The following is a 23875-nucleotide window of genomic DNA, read 5'->3' as shown; positions in this document are numbered from 1 at the left end:
GCTTCGTATAATAGCTATGTTCATCTATTAAACAGATAGATCACGTCACTCGTTTACTGGACTGCCGGGCATCTACCTACAGGAGCATAAGGACATGTTGTTTAACTCGCCCCACTTCATCTTTCTATATCTGCCCTTTGTATTCGTAAGCTACTTTGTGCTCAATGCCTGGTCAGCCACACAGCGCTTCTCCAAACTCTGGTTAGTGACTTGCTCGTTGTTTTTTTACGGTTGGTGGAACCCAGCGTATCTGCCACTAATACTCATATCCATTGTAGCCAACTATATGGTTGGAAGATATCTGATTTCTCATAAGGCGAGGCCTGCACTAATTACTGGCATTGTCTTTAATTTAGGCTTGCTCGGATATTTCAAATACCTCGATTTTATCTTGTCCAACGTGAACAGTCTATTTTCAGCCAATCTTACTCTTCTGAATATAGCTCTGCCGCTGGCGATCAGTTTCTATACCTTTCAACAAATCAGTTATATCATCGACTGCTACAACGGCAAGGTCAAGGAACAGAGTCTTATTAACTACTCATTATTTGTTACCTTCTTCCCTCAGCTCATTGCCGGGCCAATTGTCCATCATCGTCAAATGATGCCTCAATTCCAGCTGCCAGCCAACCATCGAATCAACTATGAGAACATCTCATTAGGCATATACATTTTTACAATCGGGTTATTTAAGAAGGTCATTCTTGCCGATCAATTCTCTACGACTGTGGCAAGCGGCATGGGCGTCTTGGACACCATTACATTCTTCGATGCTTGGATTGTGGCATTGTCATATACCTTTCAGTTGTACTTTGACTTTAGCGGCTATTCGGACATGGCCGTAGGCTTAGGCCTGTTCTTTAACATTAGGATTCCTATTAACTTCAATTCTCCTTATAAAGCAACCAATATTCAAGAAATGATGTCTAGGTGGCATATTACGTTAACCCGTTTCTTATATGAATACGTATATGTGCCTGTGAACCGCAAACTATCCAGAAGCGCATTTATGACAAAAACTCTAAGGCTCAAAACAGAATGGATAACGAGCCTGTCGTTGGTTCTGTTGTTTTTAATCAGCGGTATTTGGCATGGAGCAGGCTGGAATTTTATTATTTGGGGCTTGTTGATTGGGGCAGGAATTATTATTTATCGCTTATGGAGAAAAACATCCATCAGGCTGCCCAAGGCAATCGCATGGGGAATAACCTTCTTATATGTGAATTTCATACTTGTTTTCTTTAAAGTTGAGTCCATAAGTATGGCTATTCATTTTATAAAGGCTATGATGGGATTAAATGGAGCACTTTTACCGACTCAATTAAGCGTGTTGCTCCAGCCGGTAAAGGAGATTGGGATAGGGTTTGCATCTACACCTCTAGAAAATAAAACCTTGTCGCTTCTCTACATATTTATTGGACTTATTCTTATACTAGGTTTTAAAAATACATCCGAGAAAGCGGCGGCCTTTAAGCCTAATTTACTGAATGCACTGTTTATTATTATTTTGCTTGTTTACTCGATTATGAATTTAAATAGAATAACAGAGTTTTTATACTTTAACTTTTAAGGTGGCAATAATGAAAACACAAAAAAAATGGGCTATATCTACCTTAATCTTAGCAACATTAATTCTTACAATAGTAGCTACAACTAACTACTTCGTTGATCCTTACGGAATATACCATACAAAGAAAAATGATTATAACTATAATAAAATAAGCAATAGAGATCCTTATTTGTTTAAAACCGTTCACAGTATGAGATATCAGTCTCAAGCTATAATTCTGGGCACCTCACGCGCAATGCGCTTGAATCCTTCTACACTAACAGCTCTGACAGGCGAAGATAGCTATAATTTGGGCCTTTCCGCTTCTAGTCCTTATATCCATCTGAGATACGTGGAATATCTATTGAAAAATAATAAAAATTTAAAAACGATATATCTAGGATTAGATTTTGAAACCTTTAATGAAACGCATAAGAATCATGTTAACTTTGTAGAAGAACGGTTAGACAACCCTTTGCTCTTTCAGGATTTATTTGCGACACTTTTAACCAAGACGGTATTTACTGATAGCGTAAGAGTGTTGTATGACAATCTGAATCACTCCATAATATATACAGAAAGCCAATTTCTCGATGATGGGAGCTATGATGAGAGCTTTAGAATACCTGCAGATATAAACCGAGATTTGAACACTATACCTAACCAGTTCCAACTCTCAACCGACAGTATAAATTATATTCAGCAAATTAAAGAGCTCTGTGATCAAAATGATATTGCGCTGTATCTTTACATAGGTCCAATGCATGCTATACTTCTTGAATCGATATGGCAAAAAAATTACTGGTCGGATCTTGAAGAGTGGGTACGTCAACTCTCAACGATTGCCCCTGTTTGGGACTTCTCCGGTTTTCATGACATATCAATGAGTTCGCTCTACCATGACTCCTATTACGACGACTTGTCCCACTTCTCGAAGAGGACCGGTGATCTGATGTTATACCGTATGTTAGGTAGAGAAGTAGAGACGGTGCCTCCCTGGTTCGGAATAAGATTAACTCCAGACAATATTAATGAACATCTTGATGATTTAAGAATATCAAGAGAGCAATGGGCCGAAAAAGATAAAAATATGCAAGAGCTGGTTCTTCATTATTAAGGGTTGTACACTGCACTAGTAACCATTATTCCTTTACACACGAAATCCCCCTCAGTTTAAACAACGGTCAAGTTCATCTTATTAGATGAACGATGTGCGTCGTCTACCCTGAGGGGATCATAACTAACATTCTAAATTCCTAATCATTCTTGATGCTTATATCCATACCTCCCTTGATTTTGTTAACTTTAAAGCTTGTCCGCTCTCCATCAACTCACCGTCCTAGGACGCTCCATCCTCGTTACTCCCGGCCATCTGAACGACGCCCATTCCGGCAGATGCTTGTCCACACGGGCTACGAGCACGGTCATGTCGTCTACGATGTCGCCTTCGTGGTAACGCACGACCGTCTCCAGCAACGTATCCGCAATCTCCTGCGGGTCCTCCGTCTGCATCTCGCTAATGATGCGCTTCATCCACATCTCCTTGTTCACCGCATGGCCGGGCGCATCATAGATGCCGTCGCTCATCATGACGAGCGTATCGCCGGGCTGCAGCTGCATGGAGACGAAATCGACATCAATATCCTGAATAATGCCGATCGGCAAATTGTTAGCGGTTACTGGAATGACCTCTTTGCCGCGCTTGATAAAGCTAGGCGTAGAACCGATCTTCATAAAGGTCGTATGAGCTGTATAGAGATCAATGATCGCCAAATCGACCGTAGCATACATCTCCTCCGAAGACCGGAGCAGCAGCACCGAGTTGACCGACTTCACCGCCAGCTTCTCGTCCATGCCGGATTGCAGCAGCTGCTGCAGGATCGAGAGAGCCGCGCTGCTCTCCTGGCGTGCTCGCTCTCCATTGCCCATCCCGTCGCTAATCGCAACCGCAAACTTCCCGTTGCCAAGCTCCACCAGGCTAAAGCTGTCTCCCGACAGCAGATCCCCGCCTTTGGCTGCTCCAGCTACGCCTGTCTCCAGCTCATATTGCTTCGCTGAACCGAATGTGACCATCGTCGGCTCGCCATGCTTGGCCGGCGGCACTTCAATCTTCACTGCGATATGCTCACCAAGGATATCACTGAGCAGCGGCGCGATAATTTTGCGGCATTCGTCGAAGCCTCTTTCGAATGAATGATACACCTCAATCTCGACGTTCCCCTCCTCCAAATTCACGATATCTACGCCTTGGATGGACAACCCCAGTCCCTCTACCGCCTCTCTAATTTGCTCTTCCTGCAGATGAAGCGTCTGGCCCTCCCTCTTAATTTCTCTCGATAGGTCCTCCATGACCTGCGATACGCCTAATAATTGGTCTGCGACCAATTGACGGGAATCCAGAATCTGCTTCTTCCAATGCTTATTGTTCTGATGCAGCTCATATTGATGCTTCATAACCGTCAGCACCTGAGATGACTTCACACAATGGGATGTCCACGTGCGCGGCTGTTCCTTTGTCCCCGGAACCTGGTTCTCCTCTACGGTCGTCATCATATCGGTCATCATTTTGTAGGTGTGGAAGAACTTGTCCTCCCAGCAAGCCTTTTGCCGATGGCAGCTCGCGCAGCTGCGCTCCGCTACCGCATTCATGAAATGTCCGATCTCCTCCTCGCGCTTCACCTCCGCTACATTTTGATTCAATTGGCCAAAGCTGCGGGACAACTGACGGAATACATCGGAGAATTGGGATACCCGCTCCGCCGTTACTTCCCGTACTCGCTTTGCATACTCATGCTGCGACTTCACATGCTCGTTCGTTCCCGGCACATAACGGGCAATTGTACGAATGACGCCCCTTGGGGTCAATAACAGCAGCGTAGCGGCTGCAACGGACTCCCATGTTGAACTCATGACATCCGCCCCCGTGCCAATATATATAGAAAGAATGGATGTGCCTAGCAGCAGGCCGAACGCAGCTGCCATCTTGCCTCCATCTCTTAGCAGCCCCGCCAACAATCCCGCAAAAGCCAGCATACTCATCTGCATTAGAGCGCTGAAATCCGCCAGGCTCAGAATCAATCCTCCAATGACGCCAACAGAAGCTCCAAGCGGCGCCCCACCAGCCATTGCAAAGAGAAGAATCAAATAACGCGACATCACATGCTCAGCCGACATTCCGTATACGATCCATCCCACGGCTCCCGTCATGACGGATGCAAGCAGTATCATGACACAGATAATCTCTTCATGCTTGAGTGCCGCGGATTTCTTGGTCATTGTGAGAACTGGTATCGCATGAATGAATACCAGCGTCAGCACGAACGCCAGTGCCGCCTCCACCACCACAAGCATAAAGCTGTACCAGCTGAGCGTATCTCCTATGAAGACGCTGAACATCTGTACAAGAAGCGTAGCGGTAAAGACCAGAATAGGGGCGGTAGACAGCTCCGCCTTCTCGTACGCCTCCAGCCCCTTCATAAGCAGGAACAGCACGGCAATCTCCATCGCGATCCATAACGGAGCAGGATCAACCGCGAACCAGCTTCCCGCTACCAGCGAGACGGCTACCCAACCATAAATATCCCTTCTCATAAAATAAAGGACGGCAAAGTAAGCGACGGCAAAAGGCATTAACGACTCTAAGATGACGGCTCGTCCAAGCAAAAATCCGATAGCAACAAGCAGTATGGTCCACTTCTTGGCGAGAAGCATGCTCACCGCCCCCTTGACGGCACGCATATCCTTCCCTCTCTGTACGGTTGTTTGAAACCATCCCGCTCGCTTCAGCGCCGGGATTCCCATCACGCTTTCCTTCTTCACTACTTGACACCACCAATCCGGTTTTATTGTATTTCCAATTATAGGAGCCTGTCCTTATGAAGTTTGTCACTTATCGTAATACGCCCAAAAGTTTTTTCCGACAAAATTGCATGGACTTGCAGTCATTGTCACGTCAGGGTCAATCGCACGCCCCTACTGGCTTTGACCGAGATACGTACTGTTCGCTAGCGTGTTCACTGTCAACAAAAAAGACAGATAGCGCTTCCAATTTGATGGCGAATGGACGCGGTAACCTGTCGGGAATAGCGGAGGATGGAAGAAAAGTATTTGTTTCAAATAGGAATATCGCTCAAACCGACTTCCGTGCTGCCGTACTCGACAGGTAATGAGCAATTGCCTTGCTCTGTGCCCCTTGCTGACAGCATCTGGCGTAAGACGAGAAACTCATCGGACTAGAAAGGCGAGGTTGTCGGCTACAGTTAGTCGTGCGAAGGCTGCGTTTGTGAATTTAAGTCGGTTGTACCGACTTATTTCACTCAAAGTACCATCAGCTCGGCTGTTAGGTCGGTCTCGCCGACTTATTTCACTCCGAGCACCGCTAGCGTGACTTTTAAGTCGGTCCGACCTACCTATTTCACTCTGAGCACCGCTAGCGCGACTTTTAAGTCGGTCCGACCGATCTATCTCGCTCTTAATACCCCCAGTTCGGCTTTTAGTCGATTACAACGACTTAATCAACTCGCTCTACTCCTTCAATTCATACGATCCGCACGGATCATGCCATGGCTGAGTAGATGCCAACCTCTGGCAGCCCGCCCCAGCGCAATAAAAAAAGCAGGACCACGTAGGTCCTGCTTGATCTATAGGGTAGTAAGTAACGTAATGGTTTATACTCGCTTGGCACCGCGTCCGCCGCGTTTGCCTTCCGTATTCTTCTTCAGGGAAGAGATACGCTCCTCACTATCTTTCAAGAAGCGAGACATTTTATCCTCGAATGACGGTTTGCCGTAGGACGGTCTGCCAGACGATTGCTTGTTGAAGGGACGTCCGCCTCGGTCTTGGCCTCCGCGGTTGAATCGTTCTCCGCCTCCAGGTCCGCCTGAGCTGGCACGCTCACGTTGCGGTGGTGGCTGATGGCCTTCTGGCCGGTCAATGGCTTGCTTAATGGAGAGTCCGATCTTTCCGTCTTTATCAACGTTGATCACTTTGACCTTCACGACGTCGTCGATCTTCAGATGATCCTTCACGTCCTTGACGTAGTTATCGGCAATCTCTGAAATGTGAACTAGACCCGTGACACCTCCCGATAAATCGACAAATGCCCCAAAATGCGTGATGCCCGTCACTTTTCCTTCTAACTTGGCGCCCACTTCAATTGCCATAAAATAAAATGTTCCTCTCTCAAAGTTTTGTGATAATTCATTGCCCGACATATCGAGCTTGATTCGAACAAAACTTATTTCGTCATTAAGCCGGGTTCAATCGATATTAAACACGATTGCCGTATTTGAAACATCCTCTAGCCCCGCCATATAAAGTCTTGTATCTATCGTGATTATAACCGAATCGCCGAAGCAAGGTCAACAGACGTTCACCCGATAAGGCGCCCCATTATTCGCTAAATATTTGCTGTTCTCCCTCTTTTACCATTCCTTGCTCCTTGGTAGCCAGCTGAGAGATATATTCTGGATCGTTCAGGCGCTCCACTTCGCGCTTGAGCGCTTCTGTCTGAGACCTGGTTTCCTCAATCCCGCTCTCGATCGTCGTCAGCTTCTCGAACGTCGCCTTTTGCTGCTGCATTTGACCGAATAAGGTATAACCCGCCCAGCCCATGAACAGGACAATGAACATCATCCAGATCCTGTACCGGCGTTTCGCGGCAGATCCGCTTACTGATTTTTTTGCAGCTGCTTTCGACATTAACGCTGACCCCTCCTAAACCATTGATTCCAACGCCTGGTAATGGCAGCTAGTCCCTTCGCGAGACGCTCCTCTACCCTCCATCGCTCCCAATGCGGCTTCAGCCAGCGCCCCAGCGGGCGAGTCACAGGCTTTATCATCCATAACAGCAATAGCCAAATTGGACGAACCAATTGTACCACAATTTTTAGAAGGAAAATAGTGAGCGCAGACCCAAATCCTAAAATGACCATCACGGTTTTGTAAAGCAACAGAATCGGCTTGACGATCATAATGTCGAATACCTTCAAAATGAATGAGATAAGAGCTCGTATAGCGCCGATTATCCATTTCACCAGGCCGATCACTGGCTTGCTTAACAGCCAATAATAGAGGATTACCCCGATAGCCAGTCCTAGAAACACGTATGCCCGCACCTCGCCATTGTTGCTGGCATACAGCATTCGGAACACGACGACCGCAGCCGCCATCCAATAGATGATATCAAGCACCGGCAGCCACCATCGCGGAAATCGCAGCTCATTCGACACAACGCGGTATCCGTCAAAGACGACACCCATGCTAAGCCCGGATAGCAGCATGACGGCTACCGTCATCCATTGTACGCTTAACGTCACTTAAACAGCTTTCCGAACAGCCCCTTGGACTTGCTGGCTGCCGCTCCGTCCAGATAGGCGAGAGAATGGACCAATCCTTCAATAGCAACTAAGCCCTGCTCCAGGCTCAAATGCTTAATATGCAAATTTTGTCCGGTAACCGTCAGAAAGCCCAGCTCCGTCTCCAGCAGAAATTCCTCGCTGTCGAAGCTCTCCACATTCACGACCCCGGTAAGCTCCAGCAGCTTCCGATTAATCAGCTTTACATCCTGATTCTTCTGCCCCTTGCCCGCTTCCGCCATAGACTCGTCCCCCGCTTCGTTAATTTCTCTATTACTGTATGGGAGAAGGACAAGGTTTAGAACCTGCGAATCTTAGGCGGAGGGACAATTCCAAAATGAAATGCCCTAAGTGTTTTGCGGTCGCGAAAGCTTCGAATCTGGAATAGACGGGGACAGAGCTTCGTTAGGACAAGCGTCCCCTGAATGCGAAGGCTCTATGCACAGCCAACTATCCACGATACCTAATTGCAGCAGAAAAGGGCCGCCCGGCCTAAGCCGGACAGCCCTTCTATTATTGCTTCTCCCAATCGAGATCATTCTCGCGCGGGCGCTGTTCTTCTTTCACCAAGGTATAGAGCTCACTGGCTTCATCCTTGCGGGTCGTCTCGGTGAGACGCTCCACGCGGACCGTCACGATCTTCTGACCGTACTGGATCTGGAGCTCGTCCCCAACCTTGACGGCGCTGCTCGCTTTCGCTTCGCGGCCGTTAATCCACACGCGCCCTTGCTCGGATACATCCTTCGCAACGGTACGGCGTTTGATCAGGCGGGACACCTTGAGAAATTTATCTAAGCGCATGTATTACTTGATCGCTTCTTTCAGCTTGTTGCCTGCTTTGAATGCAGGAACTTTGGATTCTGGAATCGTGATTTCTTTACCCGTTTGCGGGTTGCGGCCCACGCGGCCGGAACGTTTGCGAGTTTCGAAAGTACCGAAGCCGATCAATTGTACTTTGTCGCCGCTTGCAAGCGCGTCAGTTACTTCGCCAAGAAAGCCGTTCAGGACAGCTTCAACGTCGCGTTTCGTTAGTCCGCTCTTCTCTGCAATGTTGTTGATCAGGTCTGTTTTGTTCATGTGAATATCCTCCTAATAAATAACGGTTATTTGTGGCTGCCGCGTCGAGGCGGCTCACCCATTAGCAAAATCTGCTCTTACGAAGAATACTTATTCTGCTTGAGAGAACAAAATCCTGCCGCGTACTGCAATTTTTTTTGGGAATAGTGCGGAATTTAGGCGAATTGTGGCGAAAGTCATACAAGCTAAAGTCTCTTAGCCTCTTCCCACCATCGATCCATCTCTAGTAAATCAGTTTGGTCAAAAGTTTTGCCGTTTATACGAAGCTGCTCTTCAATATATTGAAATCGGCTCTTAAACTTTCGATTCGTCCGAGAGAGAGCTTCCTCGGGATCAGCGTGGATGAACCGCGACGCATTCACAACGGCGAACAGCAGGTCGCCCAGCTCACCCGCTTGCTTCTCTCCGTCTCCGGAAGAGATCGCTTCTCGCAGCTCTAGCAGCTCTTCTTCGATCTTCGATAGGACAGGTCCCAGCTCATCCCAGTCGAAGCCGACCTTCGCCGCTTTCTTCTGCAGCTTGTAAGCCTTCATAAGTGCGGGCAGATCCGGCGGAATGCCGTCCAGCTGCGACACCCTTGCCGCGTCTGTTCCCTTCCTCCGCTTCTCCTCCGCTTTCATGCCTTCCCAGTTCGCTAGCGCTTCGTCCGCATTCTGTGCGCCAGTCTCGCCGAACACGTGAGGATGACGGAAGATCAGCTTCTCGTTCAGCGTCTCTATGACGTCATAGACCGAGAATGCGCCAACTTCCTCTTCCATCTGGCTATGCAGCATCACTTGCAGAATGACATCTCCAAATTCCTCCTGCATGCCGTCAGGATCGTCGTTATCAATGGCTTCCAAAGCCTCATAGAGCTCTTCAATGAAGTTCTTACGAATCGATTGATGCGTCTGCTCGCGGTCCCACGGGCAGCCTTCAGGACTGCGCAGGATGGCCACGATCTCATGCAGCCGTTCGAACGTCCGGTTGCGCAAGGCCGGATCCTCGGAGCGCGGCACATAAATGATCGAGAGATTGCCGTATTCCTGATTGCGGTCGAGCTCATAGATCGGAACGGAGATGATCCGCTCCTGTCCCTGTACACCCAGTGCATGGCCGATAACGACCTCGTAATCCTCCGGGTATCGCTCCATCAGCGCCAGCTTGACGTCAGAAGCGGTAAAAGCATCATACACCTGACCGATGACTGTATGCAACTCCGGTTGCAGAAGAGAAGCCTTCAGCTCCGCCGCATCCAGCAGGGAGAAGCCCTCAATCGGATCAAGGCCCAGAGAGGCGAAGGCTGCGTCCAGAAAGCTCTCGCCACCCAGTACGGTCAGCTCTACGCCCTCTGCCGCACAACGCTCGCGAAGCAGCTGTACCGTGCGCTCCGCCACCATCGGATGGCCGGGGACAGCATAGAGAATAGCATCGGCAGGTGCCGAAGCCCCAGACTCGCTCCCGCCTTGCAGCGCTTCCTGCAGCAGTCTTGCAGCGATGGCTTCATACACCTCCGGGAATGAATCATGCTGCTCATACAAGCTGTCGAATGAGGTATACGGAATGTTATGTTCTTGGAGCAGAGCCATCACGGGATGGTGCTCGGTACGGACGAAGACGCGCTTCGCCGCCTGCAGCTGCCGCCAGATGCCCAGCGTAAGTTGATCGGGGTCGCCGGAGCCAAGTCCAACTATCACAATTGGCGAATATGCCACCTTGAATCCTCCTCCTTATGTAAGGGGACGAGCTACCGCTCGTCCAGCGGCGGGATCAGCCGAAGCCGCCGCAGCCGGGCGGCAAGCCGATCGCCGCCCGGAATCGCGCGCCATTCGCGCGCGTCTATCGCGCCTGCGCGCAGAGCGGCGACGGCGAAGACGATCACGCCGACGGCTGCGCCCGCCAGCGACAGGGCTGCCGCCAAGCTTCGCTGCGGCAGCCCATACCCAAGCGCGGCGCCAAGCACGCGCTGGGCAAGCAGTACCGCGCTGGCCATAGCCGCCAGCGCGACCAAGCCTGCGGCGGCGGGGCTAATGCTCGCCCGCCGCTTCAACCGCTCGTGCGGCAGGCGGAGCCCCGCAGCCGCACGGCGCAGCGCCGCCGCGCCCAGCAAGGCGGCGGCGCTTAGCGCGATCACGCCGGAGAGCGCTGCTCCCTCGATGCCGAGGGAGGGCACCAGCGCGGCGTTCAGCGCGCCCTTCAGCAGCGCTGCGAGCAAGAGCAGCGCCACAGGCACCCGCGCCGAGCCGAGCGCTTGCAGCGCGGGCGCGACAATCGCGTTCACACAGCCGGCCAGCGCGGTGCAGCCGACAAGCGCGAAGGCAAGCGTGCCCTTCGCATCCTTGTAGAGCATGATATTGAGCGGCTCTGCCAGCAGCAAGAGGCCGATGGCCGCCGCCCCGCCCATCATCCAGGCCATCCGCAGTTGCAACGACAGACGGGTCTGCAGCTCGTCCAACTGGCCTCCGGCCTTAGCGGTCACGAGACCCGGCACCATGGCCGCTGCTGCGGCAGCCGCGACCATCGTAACAAGCTGCACCAGCGGACCGCCGCGGCTATATACGCCGAAGAGGCTCATCGCCGTTGATTCAGCCATGCCGCTGTCTCCCAGCAGACGCGGCACCATAAAGGCATCGACCACCCCTACAACCGGCACGACGATAGAGGCCAGCGCAGCCGGAGCAGCCAAGACAGCCAATTCCTTCATCTCCCGCAGAATACGGCGGGTTCCCAACGGGGTTCGAGCGGTTTGCCGTCTTGCCGCCCGCTCGCGCCAGCCTCCTATCGACAGAAGCACAAGCGCGACGAGCGCACCCGCGCCCGCTCCGCTCATCACACCCGCAGCCAAGGCGGAATCGCTCCAGCCCGCATTCAAGCCAATTTGCAGCGCTAGAATCATAATCGCAACGCGTGCGCACTGCTCCGTGACTTGGGATGCGGCAGACAAGCCCATCCGTCTCTTCCCTTGCTGATAGCCGCGAAGCACAGCAGCGAACGGCGCGAATAGCAGCGCAGCCGACAATACACGGATGGCCAGTGCCGCCGAATCATCGCCAATCCATGATGCCGCCAGGTCGGCGGAAAGCCACATTCCCAGAAACGCGAAGACGCCTGTCGCTCCCAGAAGAATCGATGCGGCGATAACCGTACTCCTTGTCCCCTCCAGAGGTTCATCTTCCTTAAGCTTGCGCGCAATAATAATAGATACTGCCGTAGGCAGACCCGCTGTAGCCAAGACCGCAATCAGCTGATAGAACGGATAGACGGCATTATAGATGCCGAATACGCGGTCTCCTGCCAAATTCTGCAGCGGGATCTTCTGCAAAGCGCCTACCAGCTTGGAGACGAGCGCAGCCCCTGCCATCAGGATTACGCCGTTCCGCCAGATTCCGCCTCCGCGAAGTCTCGATGCCGTCCGGCCCATATGTTAGTCCCCTGCTCCCTATGAATGGTTATGATTAATGATTATACCGTAAACGGGAGCAGATACAAAAATAAAAGCTTCTCCGCAACACGAAAGCTGTGCGGAGAAGCCGTGTCTTCATGTTCTTATGTGTAGGCGCCAATAAGATATCGCTTATTGCTCCATCTGCTTCGCGAGGAAGCCTGCAGCCGTCTCGGCCATCTTCGTCTCAAGCTGTGCCATCTTGACGGAATCATCCTTGCTCAGCAGTACAACCGCACCGATGGGGTCTCCGCCAGCAATAATAGGGGCCACGACGAACGAGCTGTATTGATCCTGTACATCCTTCACAATTTCATAAGCGCCGCCATTCGTTTCCGCAAGCGTCTTGCGATTCTCCATGCATGACTCCAGCGTATTGCCGACAGGCTTGTCCAACAGTTCTTTCTTGGAAGCCCCCGCTACCGTAATAATGGTATCACGGTCGGCAATCAGCGTAATATGCCCGGTACTCTCGTACAGCGATTCCGCATATTCCTTGGCGAAGTCGCCCAGCTCGCCGATCGGGGAGTATTTCTTCAAGATGACTTCACCGTCACGGTCAACGAATATTTCCAGTGGGTCGCCCTCGCGTATACGCAACGTACGGCGAATCTCCTTCGGAATCACCACACGCCCGAGATCGTCGATACGACGTACAATTCCAGTTGCTTTCATTTCTTGTTGCCCCGCTTTCCCTAGAGGATTTTGAATCGACTGGATTCATGCATCACTTTTTTATAAAAAAACATCACTGAGAGCTCCACGAGGACTTTCGGCGTCCTCGAATTTCTTCCGGGTAGCGCCAAGCCGGCAGCTTGGCAGATCATATCCCATACCAGAACATTCGCAGCAGGCCGTTGTTATCGTAGGGTCTTGGTGCTGCTCCGGTACCTGAAGTGTTAAGATTCTTCAATGGAGAATTTGAATCTGACCATAGTATTCATCCGCTCCCAATTTCTTATGCACGTCTCCAATACGACCCGCTGTTCCCTTGAAGAACCGCCAAATGCGAGCTGCCCCTCACGGCCCAGAGCCTTATGATGCCCTCTCTAGCCGTATGTATCCAGAGTTGTCCATCTACGACAAAGACGGCATACGCAGCCAGTCTGCATATGCCGTCCCGATTATTCCTCTTCTTTGCGGGGCTTTCCAAGCCGTCCTGCCTTGCTAAGCGCTTCGCGCAGCAGAAATTCGATATGACCGTTCACGCTGCGGAATTCGTCAGCGGCCCATTGCTCAAGCGCACGATGGATGTCGGGATCGAGGCGCAGCGGGAACGCCTTCTTCTCTTTCCCCATAATTCAGCGTTCCTTAGCTGTACAGAGAGCCCGTATTGATGACAGGCTGCGCCGCCCTGTCGGATACGATCGAAACCATCAAATTGTTGATCATCGCGGCCCGCCGCTCGCTATCCAGTTCGATTCCGTTCTCCTCCAGCTTCCGCAGCGCGGCATCTACCATGCCGACTGCCCCTTCAACGATCTTCTGGCGCGCCGCTACAATCGCAATTGCTTGCTGACGCTGCAGCATTGCACTTGCGATCTCCGGCGCATAAGCGAGGTGCGTAATCCGCGTCTCGACCAGTTGCACCCCTGCAACCTCCAGCCTATTCTGAAGATCGCGCTGCAGCTCGGCTGCCACTTCATCCGCATTGCCGCGAAGCGATACACCATTCTCGTCATCGAAGATGTCGTAAGGATATTGTGCTGCAATATGACGGATCGCCGTCTCGCTCTGAATCTCGACGAACCGCTCGTAATGATCGACGTCGAAGGTAGCCTTGGCCGTATCCACGACCTTGAAGACCACAACCGCGCCAATCTCCACAGGATTGCCCTCCGCATCATTCACCTTCAGCTTCTGGCTGTTGAAGTTGCGCACCTTAAGCGATATCGTCGCCTTTGTCGTAAGCGGCAGAGCCATCCATAGGCCGCTCTCGATAATCGTACCAATATACGTGCCGAAGAAGGTAATAACCTTCGCTTCATTCGGCTGAACAATAACTAATGACGTCGTAATCAGAAAGGCCACTAGGAGAAGCACAACTCCCAGTAGAATGCTGAATGCCGATACAGACGTCGAGGACAGCTGAAGGATGATCAGCGCCGCACCGCCTACAGCTGCAACAATCGCAATTAGAAGTGCCAGATATCCGCTGACATATAATGCTTTTTTCTCTCTCATGAGATTCACTCCCATATCATTATGATATGTTAATGATATCACTTTTTACAAATATAAGCAACTGATATTTTATGCTAGCCAAAGGATCAACAGAATAGAAACGCCCAGAATCAGGTGAATCCAGCCGAAGATGTTGGACAATCGGTATTCTCTTTTGGTTACATGGGTTTCTTTGGCATCGATGAACAGCAGGAAAAAGCCGCATAAGACACAGATGAAAAAAAGGTAACCTGACAGGCCAATCGTGACCACGCTTAACATCATTTTTTCCATCTCCTCCTATTACAGCCCTATTCTTGCTCCATCGCATAGGCCAAAAAATCGATGCGTTACGTAGCTTTCATGCCAATACGGCGAATCCGTACCGCTACATCAATATCGAAGGTCGTCTCCTTGTACATCTCCTGCCACTTTTCCTTCGTCCCGATATATTGATGCCAGTACCCCGGTTTTTTGGCTCGGACCATCTCGCCAAATCCGAATATATCGGAGCCTTTGCTTTGTGTCTTCTCAATAATATTGTTATAGAACTGGACGGAGCCTTCCTCTTGCTTTCGCTCGATCTTGGCGATCGTTGCAGGATCATCCAGTGATATGCTGCTGCTCATCTTCTCTGCCAGGTTTGCCTCCAGTTCTACTCTAATCCGAAAATGCGGCTTGCCATCCTTCACACTTAGATCAATCTTGGAATGCCTATGCGTCACGTTCGTCATAACGGCGGTAGACATATCCTCCGAATCCAGCAGAACGACCGCGCGATAACCAGCCGGATTAATGCCGCGCAGACCAAGGAACCCGGATATCTCCAGAGGCTTCGTGATGCCGACCAGCTTCTCTCCGCGGAAATAGGCCAGCCCCTGAATCTCGACATTATCCTGCTCCTTGATCTCCACGTAGGGCAAGAAACCTTCCTGCCCTTTCTTCGAGGAGTTGCTCCAATACTGTCCAATATAATCCTTCGGAAATTTGCCCATCTTAATCGCATTGTCGAGTGTGGACAACAAGTATAGCGTCGGTATCCGCTCCAGCTTGGGGGCCGCATTCATCAGCTCGAATGCCCTTCCTTTGGACACCATCATCCAGGCCATTCTGCGTATTTCCGGGTTGCGGCGGAAGTAATCATTAATATTGCTCATATCCTTCTCCGCGACTGCTTCCGAGATGACGATAATCCGCAGATGACCGAAGAACAGCCGGCTCGATACCTGCTGCTGCAAATTCATAAAGGCATCGTTAATAGAGTGGCCGACCACATGAATCACCCACACAGTCGGTTCGGACTGCCGCCTCCCGCGCCGCCCGCTTCGCCGGGACCAAGCGGAATCTGACCAGGAAGCGCAATCTGCACGCCTACCCTGACCATCCCCTCCTTCGGAGGAGGGAGAGAGCCCCTCACATGGGTTACCTCGTTCTCCTCGCGCTTCGCCGCTTCCTCGCTTCCCACCTCATCGATCGATACGCCCAGTACAACAGCCCGGTCATCGATCTCCAGCCGGTCCCAACAACCGCTTAACAAGGGGGTCAGCAGAAGAACTGCGCAGATAAATCGTAAGGAGCGGCGCGTCCCCTTGGTATTCACTGTACCTGCCCCCTCTTCTTGCGCATCATAGCTAGAAGCAGCAAGACCGCCGGATAAGCAATCGTGATAATCAGGCCGAATCGACCGACATGCTCGATGATGCCATAAAGCTGAGTCACATTCTGAGGAATCATCGCCATGAAAAAAATAAACGGAAACAAAATAAACGAGAATACCCGATGCTCGCGCAAACGGAATAGCTGCTTCATCGCATATGCGGTCAGGAAGTAGCTGGACAGCAGCGTCGTGAATACCGCTGTCACCCATACGGCGAGAAACGCCGCATCCAGCCGCTCCAATATATTAGCCGGCAAATTAGTACCCTTAGCCAGCTCCAGCGTGGGCCATAGCAGCTTCTTAATCTCCTCAGCGCCGAAGACGCTGACGGCTGCCGATACAATGACCAAATAGAGTCCTCCAGCAATCAAAATCCCATATACGCTTGCCTTCATGGCCTTCTTGGGCTGTCTCATCGACGGGATAATTAAAGTCAGGATGAATGAGCCCTGGAATAGCGCGGCAATCGTAATCGTTCCTAGAAGAACATGATTAGGCTTGGACCATATCACCGGTTGCAGGTTGATAATCTCTGCATTACTGAGCGACAGAATGGCGATTAACAAGCAAGGCACCAGAAGCAAGGGAAAATAGAAATTATGAATATACGCGAAGGTCGTCAGCGACTTCCGCGCCGATATCGCGGCCAGCATGAGCATCACGATGACGGTTACTTCGACCGGCGTTGTTTTCAATACAGCGGTAACCACCACCTCGCCGAATTCTCTGGCGGTCAGCGATGTCAACACAGCGAAGAATACAATAATACATACACTGCCAAGCCGCCCGATCCACTTGCCGATAATTTGCTCGCTGTATTCGATGATCGTATGATCCGGGAAGCGTATGCCCAGCCATGTGATGAGCGCCAGTCCAATGAAAGCGACGATAATGCCAAAGAGAGTCACAATCGGAGCAGCCGAATCGGCCGCCCTGGCCGCAAACAGAGGAAGCGACAGCACACCTACGCCGATAATCGTACTGACGAGTATAGCCGCTGTCTGAAGAACCGTAATTTGTCTGGTCTGCGTGTTAGCCATGATCGATGGTGCTCCTTCCGCCTATCTTTTTTCCGGACTTGTTTCATCAGTGCTCGGGGGTGAAGCCTGATCTTCCACTTGCAGCTTTATATTATCTTGAGGATGGAGAAATGCCGGTCTGTTCTTCATCCATTTGATCGGTGCCCGTATGAGCAGATCCTTTATCCCCTCTTTATCCCCCGGCACGAGCGGACTCAGATAAGGCACGCCGAATGATTTCAGCGACAGCACATGATTCGCGATCACAATAAGACCGACCATAATGCCGTACAAGCCGAATATGCCAGCCATAATAATGAGCGGGAAACGCAGCAGCCGAAGCGCGAGCGCGGCATTGTAGGCCGGCGTTGCGAATGAACCGATTGTAGTCAGCGCGATAATCACCACGGTAATCGGGCTGGCGAAGCCTGCCGCTACAGCTGCTTGTCCGATGACAAGCACGCCGACAATCGACAGGGCGCCGCCGACCTGCTGAGGCAATCGGATCGTCGCTTCCCGAAGCACTTCCATGGAGACTTCCATAATGAGCACCTCAATGACAGCCGGGAACGGCACGCCCGCTCTTCCGCCTGCTACAGCCACTGCGAATTCCGTCGGGATAAGCTCAGGATTGAACGAAATGATAGCGACGTACAAGGACGGAAAGACAAGCGAGAAGATCAGGGCAACCAGACGCGCCATTCGAATGGCGCTCATGAGCAGGAATCGCTCCGTATAATCTTCTACCGTCTGATAGAACTGCCCGAATACAGTAGGAATAACCAGAGCCAATGGAGAGCCATCAACAAGAATCGCGACCCTGCCCTCAAGCAAATTGGCCACGACCTTATCCGGCCGCTCCGTATACTGTACCTGAGGGAAAGGCGACCACTTATTGTCCTCGATAAATTGCTCCAGATACCCAGAATCCAGCACACCGTCAATCTTCACTTCCGACAGCCTGCGATCCAGTTCCTTCAACAGCTCAGGGTCGGTAATGCCATCCATATAGCATATGGCTACCTTGGACTTTGTCCGGGTTCCGATCTCTCTGGATTCAACACGCAGCTCAGTCGATTGCAGCCGATAACGGATGAGGGCCAAATTCGTGCCTAAGGACTCGATAAAGCCTTCACGCGGTCCGCGGATGACCTGCTCCGTAGCTGGTTGCTCGATGCCTCTCTTGTCGATACTGCGCGTACCGATCAGGAAAGCCTCTGACATGCCTTCAATGGCCACAACCGTATCCCCGCCCAACACCCCCCGAATCAAGAGATCGATTTCTCCTTGCAATTCAGCTTCCCCGTGATACAGCGTCTCGTACAAGAGAATGTCCGGCAATTGCGCCAGCTCGATGTTGCGATCTTGCAGATGTCTAGGGACATGCATGAACGGTCTGATAATATCTTCATTGACCACTGCCTGCTGAACCATATGAGAGAAGCTGAACATGACGGCGGGGAAGCGGCCGAATACTTGAAACTTGCGCACGGCCAGATCGGCGCTTGTACCCAGCGTATGGTCTATAATATCTTCCAGCTGCTTCAGCGAGCCGCTCAGTCTCATGTCTTTGTATTCAGACAACGTATGGTTGGTAGAAAGCTTCTTCGGTTGCCTCGTTCGCCTATATCCCTTGATTAGCCTCATGCTGTCACCGCCCTTCATCGATAGTCGCAGTCCGTCCTGTACCGTATCCGTTTTAGTGTTTTCAATTCAGGGAAAATCTATCCAAAGTCCCCATACAAAAAAGACCGTCTGTCCGGCATGATGCCCGGTCAAACGGTCTTAGTCGTTCTATGCGATATAGCTGAATTTATTCTGCGGCTTTCTCGTCGCCTTTTGCAGCATCACCATCGGCTGGCGTCGCTGTTGGAGCTTCGCCATCTGCTGGTGCTTCGCCTGCGCCCTCTTCAGCTTTAGGCAGCGTAATCTTCAGCTCTTGCTTCGGCATTTCTTCCGTCATGAATTTCTCCATGTACGTGTAAGCCGCCGCGCCTTTTACTTGGTTCTTCTCTTCTTCAGTCAGTTGATCCAGCTTTTTGTCTTCACGCTTCTCAACTTTGATGACATGGTAGCCAAAATCGGATTTGACAGGCTCGCCGATCACGCCGATTTCCTGCTCGTAAGTCGCGATTTTGAAAGGCTCTACCCATTTGCTGCCTGGGCTTGCTTCATACAAGCCGCCTTTGTCTTTGGAGCCGCCGTCATCGGAATACGTCTTAGCCAGCTCGTTCCAGTCGCCGCCTGCATCCAGCTTCGCTTTTACTTCCTTGGCGCGAGCCAGCGCTTCTTCGTCGGTACGGAGCTCTTTCGTTTCTTGCGTATTCGGATCAGTCTCAGTCGTTTGAACCAGGATATGGCGCACGTCGGATACTGCAAAATCAGCTTTCATCGTTTCAAAGGCTTTCGCCATATCTTCATCTGTAACCAGGGAATTCATATGCACGACAGCTGCGGAATTAAGCAGCAGGAAAGTCGCGATGTCCGCATCCGAGATTTTTTTCGTTTTCAATTCGTCTGCAAAGGTCTTGTCCGATCCTTTCAACTCCTTGAATCCTGTCAGTTGCTCGTCCACTTGCTTGCGTGCTTCCTTCATGGACTCTTCAGATGCTTGAGCGCTAAGCAGCTTGAAGCTTACGTATTGCTCTAGCAGCATCTCCTGGAATTGCGGGATCTCCACGACCGACTCGTAAGCCGGCTGAGCCAGAACATAGACGTCCAGATACTTTTTAAGTTCATCTTGCGTAACTTTGCCATCCTTGAATGTCGCGACAACCTCGCCTTTGTCTACGTTCTTAAATTGCAAGGAATGTTCACCCTTCCCCTTGCCGCCGCATGCCGCCAGCATCGTCATGACGAGCACCGCTGCAAGGACGAGCAGTGCGCTTCTGCGCCATGTCGATTTGCGTGTACTGTGAAACATGTAGAATCCCCTTTCAGATTATAAGCTATTAGAGGTTGTTCAATAGTCACTCCTGATCACGAAGCATGACATGATGCCAACCGACTTTGAACATAAACTGTTTTTATTGTATCAGAAAAGGAACCCGAAAAGCGAATCTGTCCTACGACGTCGCGTTCTGCAGCTCTTCCTTTTTAGGCAGGGCTTCGCTGTAGCCCTCCATGAATTTCTCTGACAAATGAAGCTTCTGCTCCATATTCAGTCCTTTCCCGCGAAGGAGAACGGTCGGCGGCGACTCTTGCTCCGCACTTTGCTTGAAGCGGTTCTCCAGCTTCAGGCAGAGCTGGTCCACTTTTTTCCGGGCAACGCGGCCCCTCTGAGTCTCGGACATGCGGAAGATAAGATCGTCTCCCTTCTGGGTGATCATCTCGATTCCATATAGGCTGCCGTAGATCTTAAGCCTGGCTACCGACATCAAATTACTGACCGCCTGAGGCAGGTCGCCGAATCTGTCGACCAGCTCGTCGATCAAATCGTCGCACTCCTCGAAGGTACGGACAGTCGCCACTTTTTTATAAATTTCGATTTTCTGAATGCTGTCATAGATGTAGTCAGAAGGCAGGTACGCATCCACGCTGATGTCGATGACCGTGCTGACCGTCTTCTCTTCCACCACTTCTTCGCCAGTCATCTCCGCTTTGCGCTTCGCAATCTCCTCAGCCAGCATCTGCGAATACATATCGAAGCCGACAGACGCAATGAAACCATGCTGCTCCGCTCCAAGCAGATTCCCGGCACCGCGTATAGACAAGTCACGCATAGCAATCTTGAACCCGGAGCCCAACTCCGTAAATTCCTTGATAGACTGCAGACGCTTCTCCGCTACCTCAGTCAGCACCTTATCCCGCTGATATGTGAAGTAGGCATAAGCGATTCGATTGGATCGTCCGACGCGCCCTCTAAGCTGGTAGAGCTGGGACAAGCCCATTTTGTCCGCGTCATGCACGATAAGCGTGTTCACATTCGGGATGTCGACGCCTGTCTCGATAATGCTCGTGCTGACGAGTACATCGGACTCGCCGTCCAGGAAGTCCAGAATCGTCTTCTCCAGCTCCTGCTCGGACATCTGACCATGCCCGACGGTCACCTTCGCATCCGGCACAAGCGCGTTGATCGCTTCGGCCATCTGGTAGATGCCTTGAACCCTATTATACAGGTAATAGACTTGCCCGCCTCTGGCAAGCTCGCGCTCGATCGCTTCACGCACAAGGGCCGGGCTGTATTCCACGACATACGTCTGAACCGGGAACCGGTTCTCCGGCGGCGTCTCAATGACGGACAAATCGCGTACACCCAGCATGGACATATGCAGCGTGCGCGGAATCGGAGTTGCCGTCAACGTAAGCACATCCACGTTGTTTTTCAGCTTCTTCAGCTTCTCCTTATGCGATACGCCGAACCGCTGCTCCTCATCCACGATCAGCAGGCCAATCGACTTAAAAATAATATCCTGAGACAACAGTCTATGCGTGCCGATCACCACATCCACTGTTCCGTTCTTCAATCCCTTAATCGTCTCGTTCTGCTCCTTGCGGGAGCGGAATCGGCTTAGTACCTGCACATTGATCGGATAGCCGGAGAACCGCTCGCGGAAGGTCTCATAATGCTGCTGCGCCAGAATCGTCGTCGGCACCAGAACGGCGACCTGCTTGCTCTCCATCGCCGCCTTGAATGCCGCGCGCACCGCGACTTCCGTCTTGCCATAGCCAACGTCGCCGCATAGCAGGCGGTCCATCGGCTGGCCCTTCTCCATATCTCTCTTAATCTCTTCTATCGCACGAAGCTGGTCCCTCGTCTCATCGTAAGGGAACATCGCTTCGAATTCCTGCTGATAGGACGTGTCCTCTCCAAAGGCAAAGCCTGGCGTTGACTGACGCTGCGCGTACAGCTTGATCAAGTCGTCGGCGATATCCTGTACGGAAGCTCTCGCTTTGCTCTTCGCCTTGGTCCACTCGGCGCCGCCCAGCTTGCTGACCTTCGGCTCTTTCTCCTCGGAGCCGACATACTTCTGAATCATGTCAACCTGGTCGATCGGCACCGACAGCTTGTCGCCGCCGGAATACAGAATATGCAAGTAATCGCGATGAATACCGCCGATCTCCAACGTGCCGATGCCGACATATTTGCCGATGCCATGATTGTGGTGAACGACGTAATCGCCGACCTTCAGTTCGGTATAGCTCTTGATTCGCTCGGCGTTGTCCATCTTCTTGTCGATGCGCCGCTGCTTGCGCTGCTTCTGTGAGAACATCTCGCCTTCCGTAATGACGACCAGATGCGAAGAAGGCAGCTCAAAGCCCTGCTGAAGATTGCCCTCCAGCAGATTAGGCGGCTCTATGCCGTAATCATCCAGCACGCGGCGCATGCGATCCATACGCTCCGCATTGCCTGCAAGCATAATAACGTTCGCGCCAATCTTCTTCCAGCGATCCATCTCCGACTTCAGCACGTTCATCTGGCCGTGGAAATTTTGCATGGAACGGCTGGTCATATTGAGAATGTTCTGCGGCTGGCTATGCGGAATCTGTCTTAAGAACAGGGATAAGAACAACGTCGGGAACGGACGGTGGTGAAGAATCTCATCCGTATCGCGTGCAAGCACCAGCCCGGGGAGCGACTTGCCGCTCTGCAGCAGATGCAGCGCCCACTCGCTCTCGTCCCGCTCCAGCTGCTTCGCCGTCTCGATGAGACGCGTCGGCTCATCCAGCACAAGAAGCGTATCGCTTGGCATATAATCCAGAATCGTCTGCCGTTCCGGATAAAGCAGTGCAATATATTTATAGATTTCAGGAAAGTAGACTTGCTCTCTCAGCTTCTCCAGCTCGCTGCCAATTTCAGAACGCAGCCGGTCCTTCGCCGTACGGTCCGTCATCTTATCGAGCTGCTTCTCCAACAGATCCGCAGCATGCCTGGCCGCAACTGACATACGAGTAGCGTCTGCAATAATCTCTTGGCAAGGCGGAATCACATAGGAGTCCATACGGTCCGACGAACGCTGCTCTGCGGGATCAAAGGCACGAATGGAATCAATCTCGTCGCCGAACCACTCCATCCGGTACGCTTGCGATGCCGTAAGCGGATAGAAGTCAACGATGCCTCCCCGTACGCTCATCTCTCCGCGCGATTCCACGCGGTCTGCCCTCACATAGCCGAGCGCCGTCATTTGGAGCAGGAAGCCGTCCATCGGCAACGAATCGCCGACTGCGATCTTGATCTGAGCGTCAGCCATAACGCTGCTAATCGGCAGGTAGCGCCTCACGCCAGAGAACGGCACGACAATAATCCCGCGATAGCCCTTGGACAGCTTGATCAGCACGTCCATGCGCTGCGCCAGCGTCTCGGGACTCGAGATCGCCGCTTCTGCAGCCATAAGCTCATTGGCAGGATATAACATCACTTTATCAGGTGATAGACATTCTTGCAGATCCTCCGCAATCTTCTGTGCGGAGAACATATTATGCGTCACAACCAGCATCGGACGCTCTACCGCTTCTTCCAGCGCTGCGATCAACACTTGGCGGGAAGAGCCGGCGAGCCCGGATACCATCTGCTCACGCATCCCTTTGCGGATACCGGACAAGATTGACTGGACGTCCGAATCTGCGGCAAAAGCTTGAATTAGCGCTTTCAACGTTTGCGGCACCTCTTTTCTATACACAACCATGTTCGGG

21 protein-coding genes are annotated in these 23875 nt (G+C 51.6%); 2 read left to right on the top strand and 19 right to left on the bottom strand.

Features of this window, described 5'->3' with window-relative positions; all coding sequences use genetic code 11:
* The first annotated feature begins 94 nt into the window (after positions 1-94).
* Both AC0YNW_RS27155 and AC0YNW_RS27150 read left to right on the top strand, forming a co-directional pair.
* Complete coding sequence (locus AC0YNW_RS27155; RefSeq protein WP_475834527.1) at positions 95-1570, top strand: MBOAT family O-acyltransferase; 1476 nt, start codon at positions 95-97, stop codon at positions 1568-1570.
* A 10-nt stretch (positions 1571-1580) separates the two neighbouring features.
* Positions 1581-2666 (top strand): hypothetical protein, encoded by a 1086-nt coding sequence (locus tag AC0YNW_RS27150; protein WP_475834526.1) that lies wholly within the window; start codon positions 1581-1583, stop codon positions 2664-2666.
* Positions 2667-2875: 209 nt separating this feature from the next.
* Here AC0YNW_RS27150 and spoIIE read toward each other — a convergent pair whose 3' ends face one another.
* From spoIIE to mfd, 19 genes are all read right to left on the bottom strand, one after another.
* Positions 2876-5350: a stage II sporulation protein E gene (gene spoIIE, locus AC0YNW_RS27145; protein WP_475834584.1), complete on the bottom strand. Its 2475-nt coding sequence runs from the start codon at positions 5348-5350 to the stop codon at positions 2876-2878.
* Between the two features lie 866 nt (positions 5351-6216).
* Positions 6217-6711: a S1 domain-containing RNA-binding protein gene (locus AC0YNW_RS27140; RefSeq protein WP_387479946.1), complete on the bottom strand. Its 495-nt coding sequence runs from the start codon at positions 6709-6711 to the stop codon at positions 6217-6219.
* Between the two features lie 229 nt (positions 6712-6940).
* Complete coding sequence (locus AC0YNW_RS27135; protein WP_475834525.1) at positions 6941-7249, bottom strand: FtsB family cell division protein; 309 nt, start codon at positions 7247-7249, stop codon at positions 6941-6943.
* A complete protein-coding gene (gene yabQ, locus AC0YNW_RS27130; protein ID WP_475834524.1) occupies positions 7249-7866 on the bottom strand; it encodes a spore cortex biosynthesis protein YabQ in 618 nt (205 codons plus the stop codon). Before yabQ ends, AC0YNW_RS27135 begins: the two co-directional genes overlap by 1 nt.
* The gene (gene yabP, locus AC0YNW_RS27125) at positions 7863-8147 is read right to left on the bottom strand and encodes a sporulation protein YabP (protein WP_387479949.1); all 285 of its coding nucleotides are present in this window, start codon (positions 8145-8147) and stop codon (positions 7863-7865) included. Before yabP ends, yabQ begins: the two co-directional genes overlap by 4 nt.
* Before the next feature lie 271 nt (positions 8148-8418).
* Complete coding sequence (locus AC0YNW_RS27120; protein ID WP_387479950.1) at positions 8419-8706, bottom strand: RNA-binding S4 domain-containing protein; 288 nt, start codon at positions 8704-8706, stop codon at positions 8419-8421.
* A 3-nt stretch (positions 8707-8709) separates the two neighbouring features.
* Positions 8710-8982, bottom strand: coding sequence for an HU family DNA-binding protein (locus tag AC0YNW_RS27115; RefSeq protein ID WP_116050095.1), 273 nt, complete (start codon positions 8980-8982; stop codon positions 8710-8712).
* A 185-nt stretch (positions 8983-9167) separates the two neighbouring features.
* The gene (yabN, locus tag AC0YNW_RS27110; RefSeq protein WP_475834523.1) at positions 9168-10676 is read right to left on the bottom strand and encodes a bifunctional methyltransferase/pyrophosphohydrolase YabN; all 1509 of its coding nucleotides are present in this window, start codon (positions 10674-10676) and stop codon (positions 9168-9170) included.
* A gap of 32 nt (positions 10677-10708) precedes the next feature.
* Entirely contained in the window at positions 10709-12382 is a 1674-nt protein-coding gene (locus AC0YNW_RS27105) for an oligosaccharide flippase family protein (protein WP_475834522.1), read from the bottom strand.
* A 153-nt stretch (positions 12383-12535) separates the two neighbouring features.
* Entirely contained in the window at positions 12536-13078 is a 543-nt protein-coding gene (gene spoVT / locus AC0YNW_RS27100) for a stage V sporulation protein T (protein WP_387479953.1), read from the bottom strand.
* Positions 13079-13527: 449 nt separating this feature from the next.
* Positions 13528-13701 carry a type II toxin-antitoxin system antitoxin gene (locus tag AC0YNW_RS27095; protein ID WP_182914504.1) on the bottom strand — a complete coding sequence of 58 codons (174 nt, stop codon included), beginning with the start codon at positions 13699-13701 and terminating at the stop codon, positions 13528-13530.
* Between the two features lie 13 nt (positions 13702-13714).
* The gene (locus tag AC0YNW_RS27090; protein ID WP_475834521.1) at positions 13715-14587 is read right to left on the bottom strand and encodes an SPFH domain-containing protein; all 873 of its coding nucleotides are present in this window, start codon (positions 14585-14587) and stop codon (positions 13715-13717) included.
* Positions 14588-14656: 69 nt separating this feature from the next.
* Positions 14657-14851, bottom strand: coding sequence for a CLC_0170 family protein (locus AC0YNW_RS27085; RefSeq protein WP_387479955.1), 195 nt, complete (start codon positions 14849-14851; stop codon positions 14657-14659).
* Positions 14852-14916: 65 nt separating this feature from the next.
* Positions 14917-15855: a Ger(x)C family spore germination protein gene (locus AC0YNW_RS27080; RefSeq protein ID WP_475834520.1), complete on the bottom strand. Its 939-nt coding sequence runs from the start codon at positions 15853-15855 to the stop codon at positions 14917-14919.
* Positions 15846-16166 (bottom strand): hypothetical protein, encoded by a 321-nt coding sequence (locus AC0YNW_RS27075; RefSeq protein ID WP_475834519.1) that lies wholly within the window; start codon positions 16164-16166, stop codon positions 15846-15848. The genes AC0YNW_RS27080 and AC0YNW_RS27075 overlap by 10 nt, the downstream gene beginning before the upstream one ends.
* A complete protein-coding gene (locus tag AC0YNW_RS27070) occupies positions 16163-17263 on the bottom strand; it encodes a GerAB/ArcD/ProY family transporter (protein WP_475834518.1) in 1101 nt (366 codons plus the stop codon). Before AC0YNW_RS27070 ends, AC0YNW_RS27075 begins: the two co-directional genes overlap by 4 nt.
* Positions 17264-17284: 21 nt before the next feature.
* The gene (locus tag AC0YNW_RS27065; protein ID WP_475834517.1) at positions 17285-18889 is read right to left on the bottom strand and encodes a spore germination protein; all 1605 of its coding nucleotides are present in this window, start codon (positions 18887-18889) and stop codon (positions 17285-17287) included.
* Between the two features lie 166 nt (positions 18890-19055).
* On the bottom strand, positions 19056-20165 hold the full coding sequence (locus tag AC0YNW_RS27060; RefSeq protein ID WP_475834516.1) for a peptidylprolyl isomerase: 1110 nt from the start codon (positions 20163-20165) through the stop codon (positions 19056-19058).
* 142 nt (positions 20166-20307) lie between these two features.
* Complete coding sequence (gene mfd / locus AC0YNW_RS27055) at positions 20308-23868, bottom strand: transcription-repair coupling factor (protein WP_475834583.1); 3561 nt, start codon at positions 23866-23868, stop codon at positions 20308-20310.
* Positions 23869-23875: the final 7 nt, after the last annotated feature.

This window comes from Paenibacillus sp. J31R120 (assembly GCF_056269225.1).
The sequence above is the reverse complement of the archived record's forward strand: the minus strand, read 5'-3'. Positions and strand labels throughout refer to the sequence as shown.

Excerpts from the sequence above, each read along its gene's own strand:
- yabP (WP_387479949.1), bottom strand. The coding sequence starts at position 8,147 with ATGGCGGAAGCGGGCAAGGGGCAGAAGAATCAGGATGTAAAGCTGATT.
- mfd (WP_475834583.1), bottom strand. The coding sequence starts at position 23,868 with ATGGTTGTGTATAGAAAAGAGGTGCCGCAAACGTTGAAAGCGCTAATT.
- AC0YNW_RS27085 (WP_387479955.1), bottom strand. The coding sequence starts at position 14,851 with ATGATGTTAAGCGTGGTCACGATTGGCCTGTCAGGTTACCTTTTTTTC.
- AC0YNW_RS27120 (WP_387479950.1), bottom strand. The coding sequence starts at position 8,706 with ATGCGCTTAGATAAATTTCTCAAGGTGTCCCGCCTGATCAAACGCCGT.
- AC0YNW_RS27065 (WP_475834517.1), bottom strand. The coding sequence starts at position 18,889 with ATGAGGCTAATCAAGGGATATAGGCGAACGAGGCAACCGAAGAAGCTT.
- AC0YNW_RS27090 (WP_475834521.1), bottom strand. The coding sequence starts at position 14,587 with ATGAGAGAGAAAAAAGCATTATATGTCAGCGGATATCTGGCACTTCTA.
- AC0YNW_RS27155 (WP_475834527.1), top strand. The coding sequence starts at position 95 with ATGTTGTTTAACTCGCCCCACTTCATCTTTCTATATCTGCCCTTTGTA.
- AC0YNW_RS27135 (WP_475834525.1), bottom strand. The coding sequence starts at position 7,249 with ATGTCGAAAGCAGCTGCAAAAAAATCAGTAAGCGGATCTGCCGCGAAA.
- AC0YNW_RS27105 (WP_475834522.1), bottom strand. The coding sequence starts at position 12,382 with ATGGGCCGGACGGCATCGAGACTTCGCGGAGGCGGAATCTGGCGGAAC.
- AC0YNW_RS27140 (WP_387479946.1), bottom strand. The coding sequence starts at position 6,711 with ATGGCAATTGAAGTGGGCGCCAAGTTAGAAGGAAAAGTGACGGGCATC.
- spoVT (WP_387479953.1), bottom strand. The coding sequence starts at position 13,078 with ATGAAAGCAACTGGAATTGTACGTCGTATCGACGATCTCGGGCGTGTG.
- AC0YNW_RS27150 (WP_475834526.1), top strand. The coding sequence starts at position 1,581 with ATGAAAACACAAAAAAAATGGGCTATATCTACCTTAATCTTAGCAACA.
- AC0YNW_RS27060 (WP_475834516.1), bottom strand. The coding sequence starts at position 20,165 with ATGTTTCACAGTACACGCAAATCGACATGGCGCAGAAGCGCACTGCTC.
- spoIIE (WP_475834584.1), bottom strand. The coding sequence starts at position 5,350 with ATGGGAATCCCGGCGCTGAAGCGAGCGGGATGGTTTCAAACAACCGTA.
- AC0YNW_RS27095 (WP_182914504.1), bottom strand. The coding sequence starts at position 13,701 with ATGGGGAAAGAGAAGAAGGCGTTCCCGCTGCGCCTCGATCCCGACATC.
- AC0YNW_RS27070 (WP_475834518.1), bottom strand. The coding sequence starts at position 17,263 with ATGGCTAACACGCAGACCAGACAAATTACGGTTCTTCAGACAGCGGCT.
- AC0YNW_RS27115 (WP_116050095.1), bottom strand. The coding sequence starts at position 8,982 with ATGAACAAAACAGACCTGATCAACAACATTGCAGAGAAGAGCGGACTA.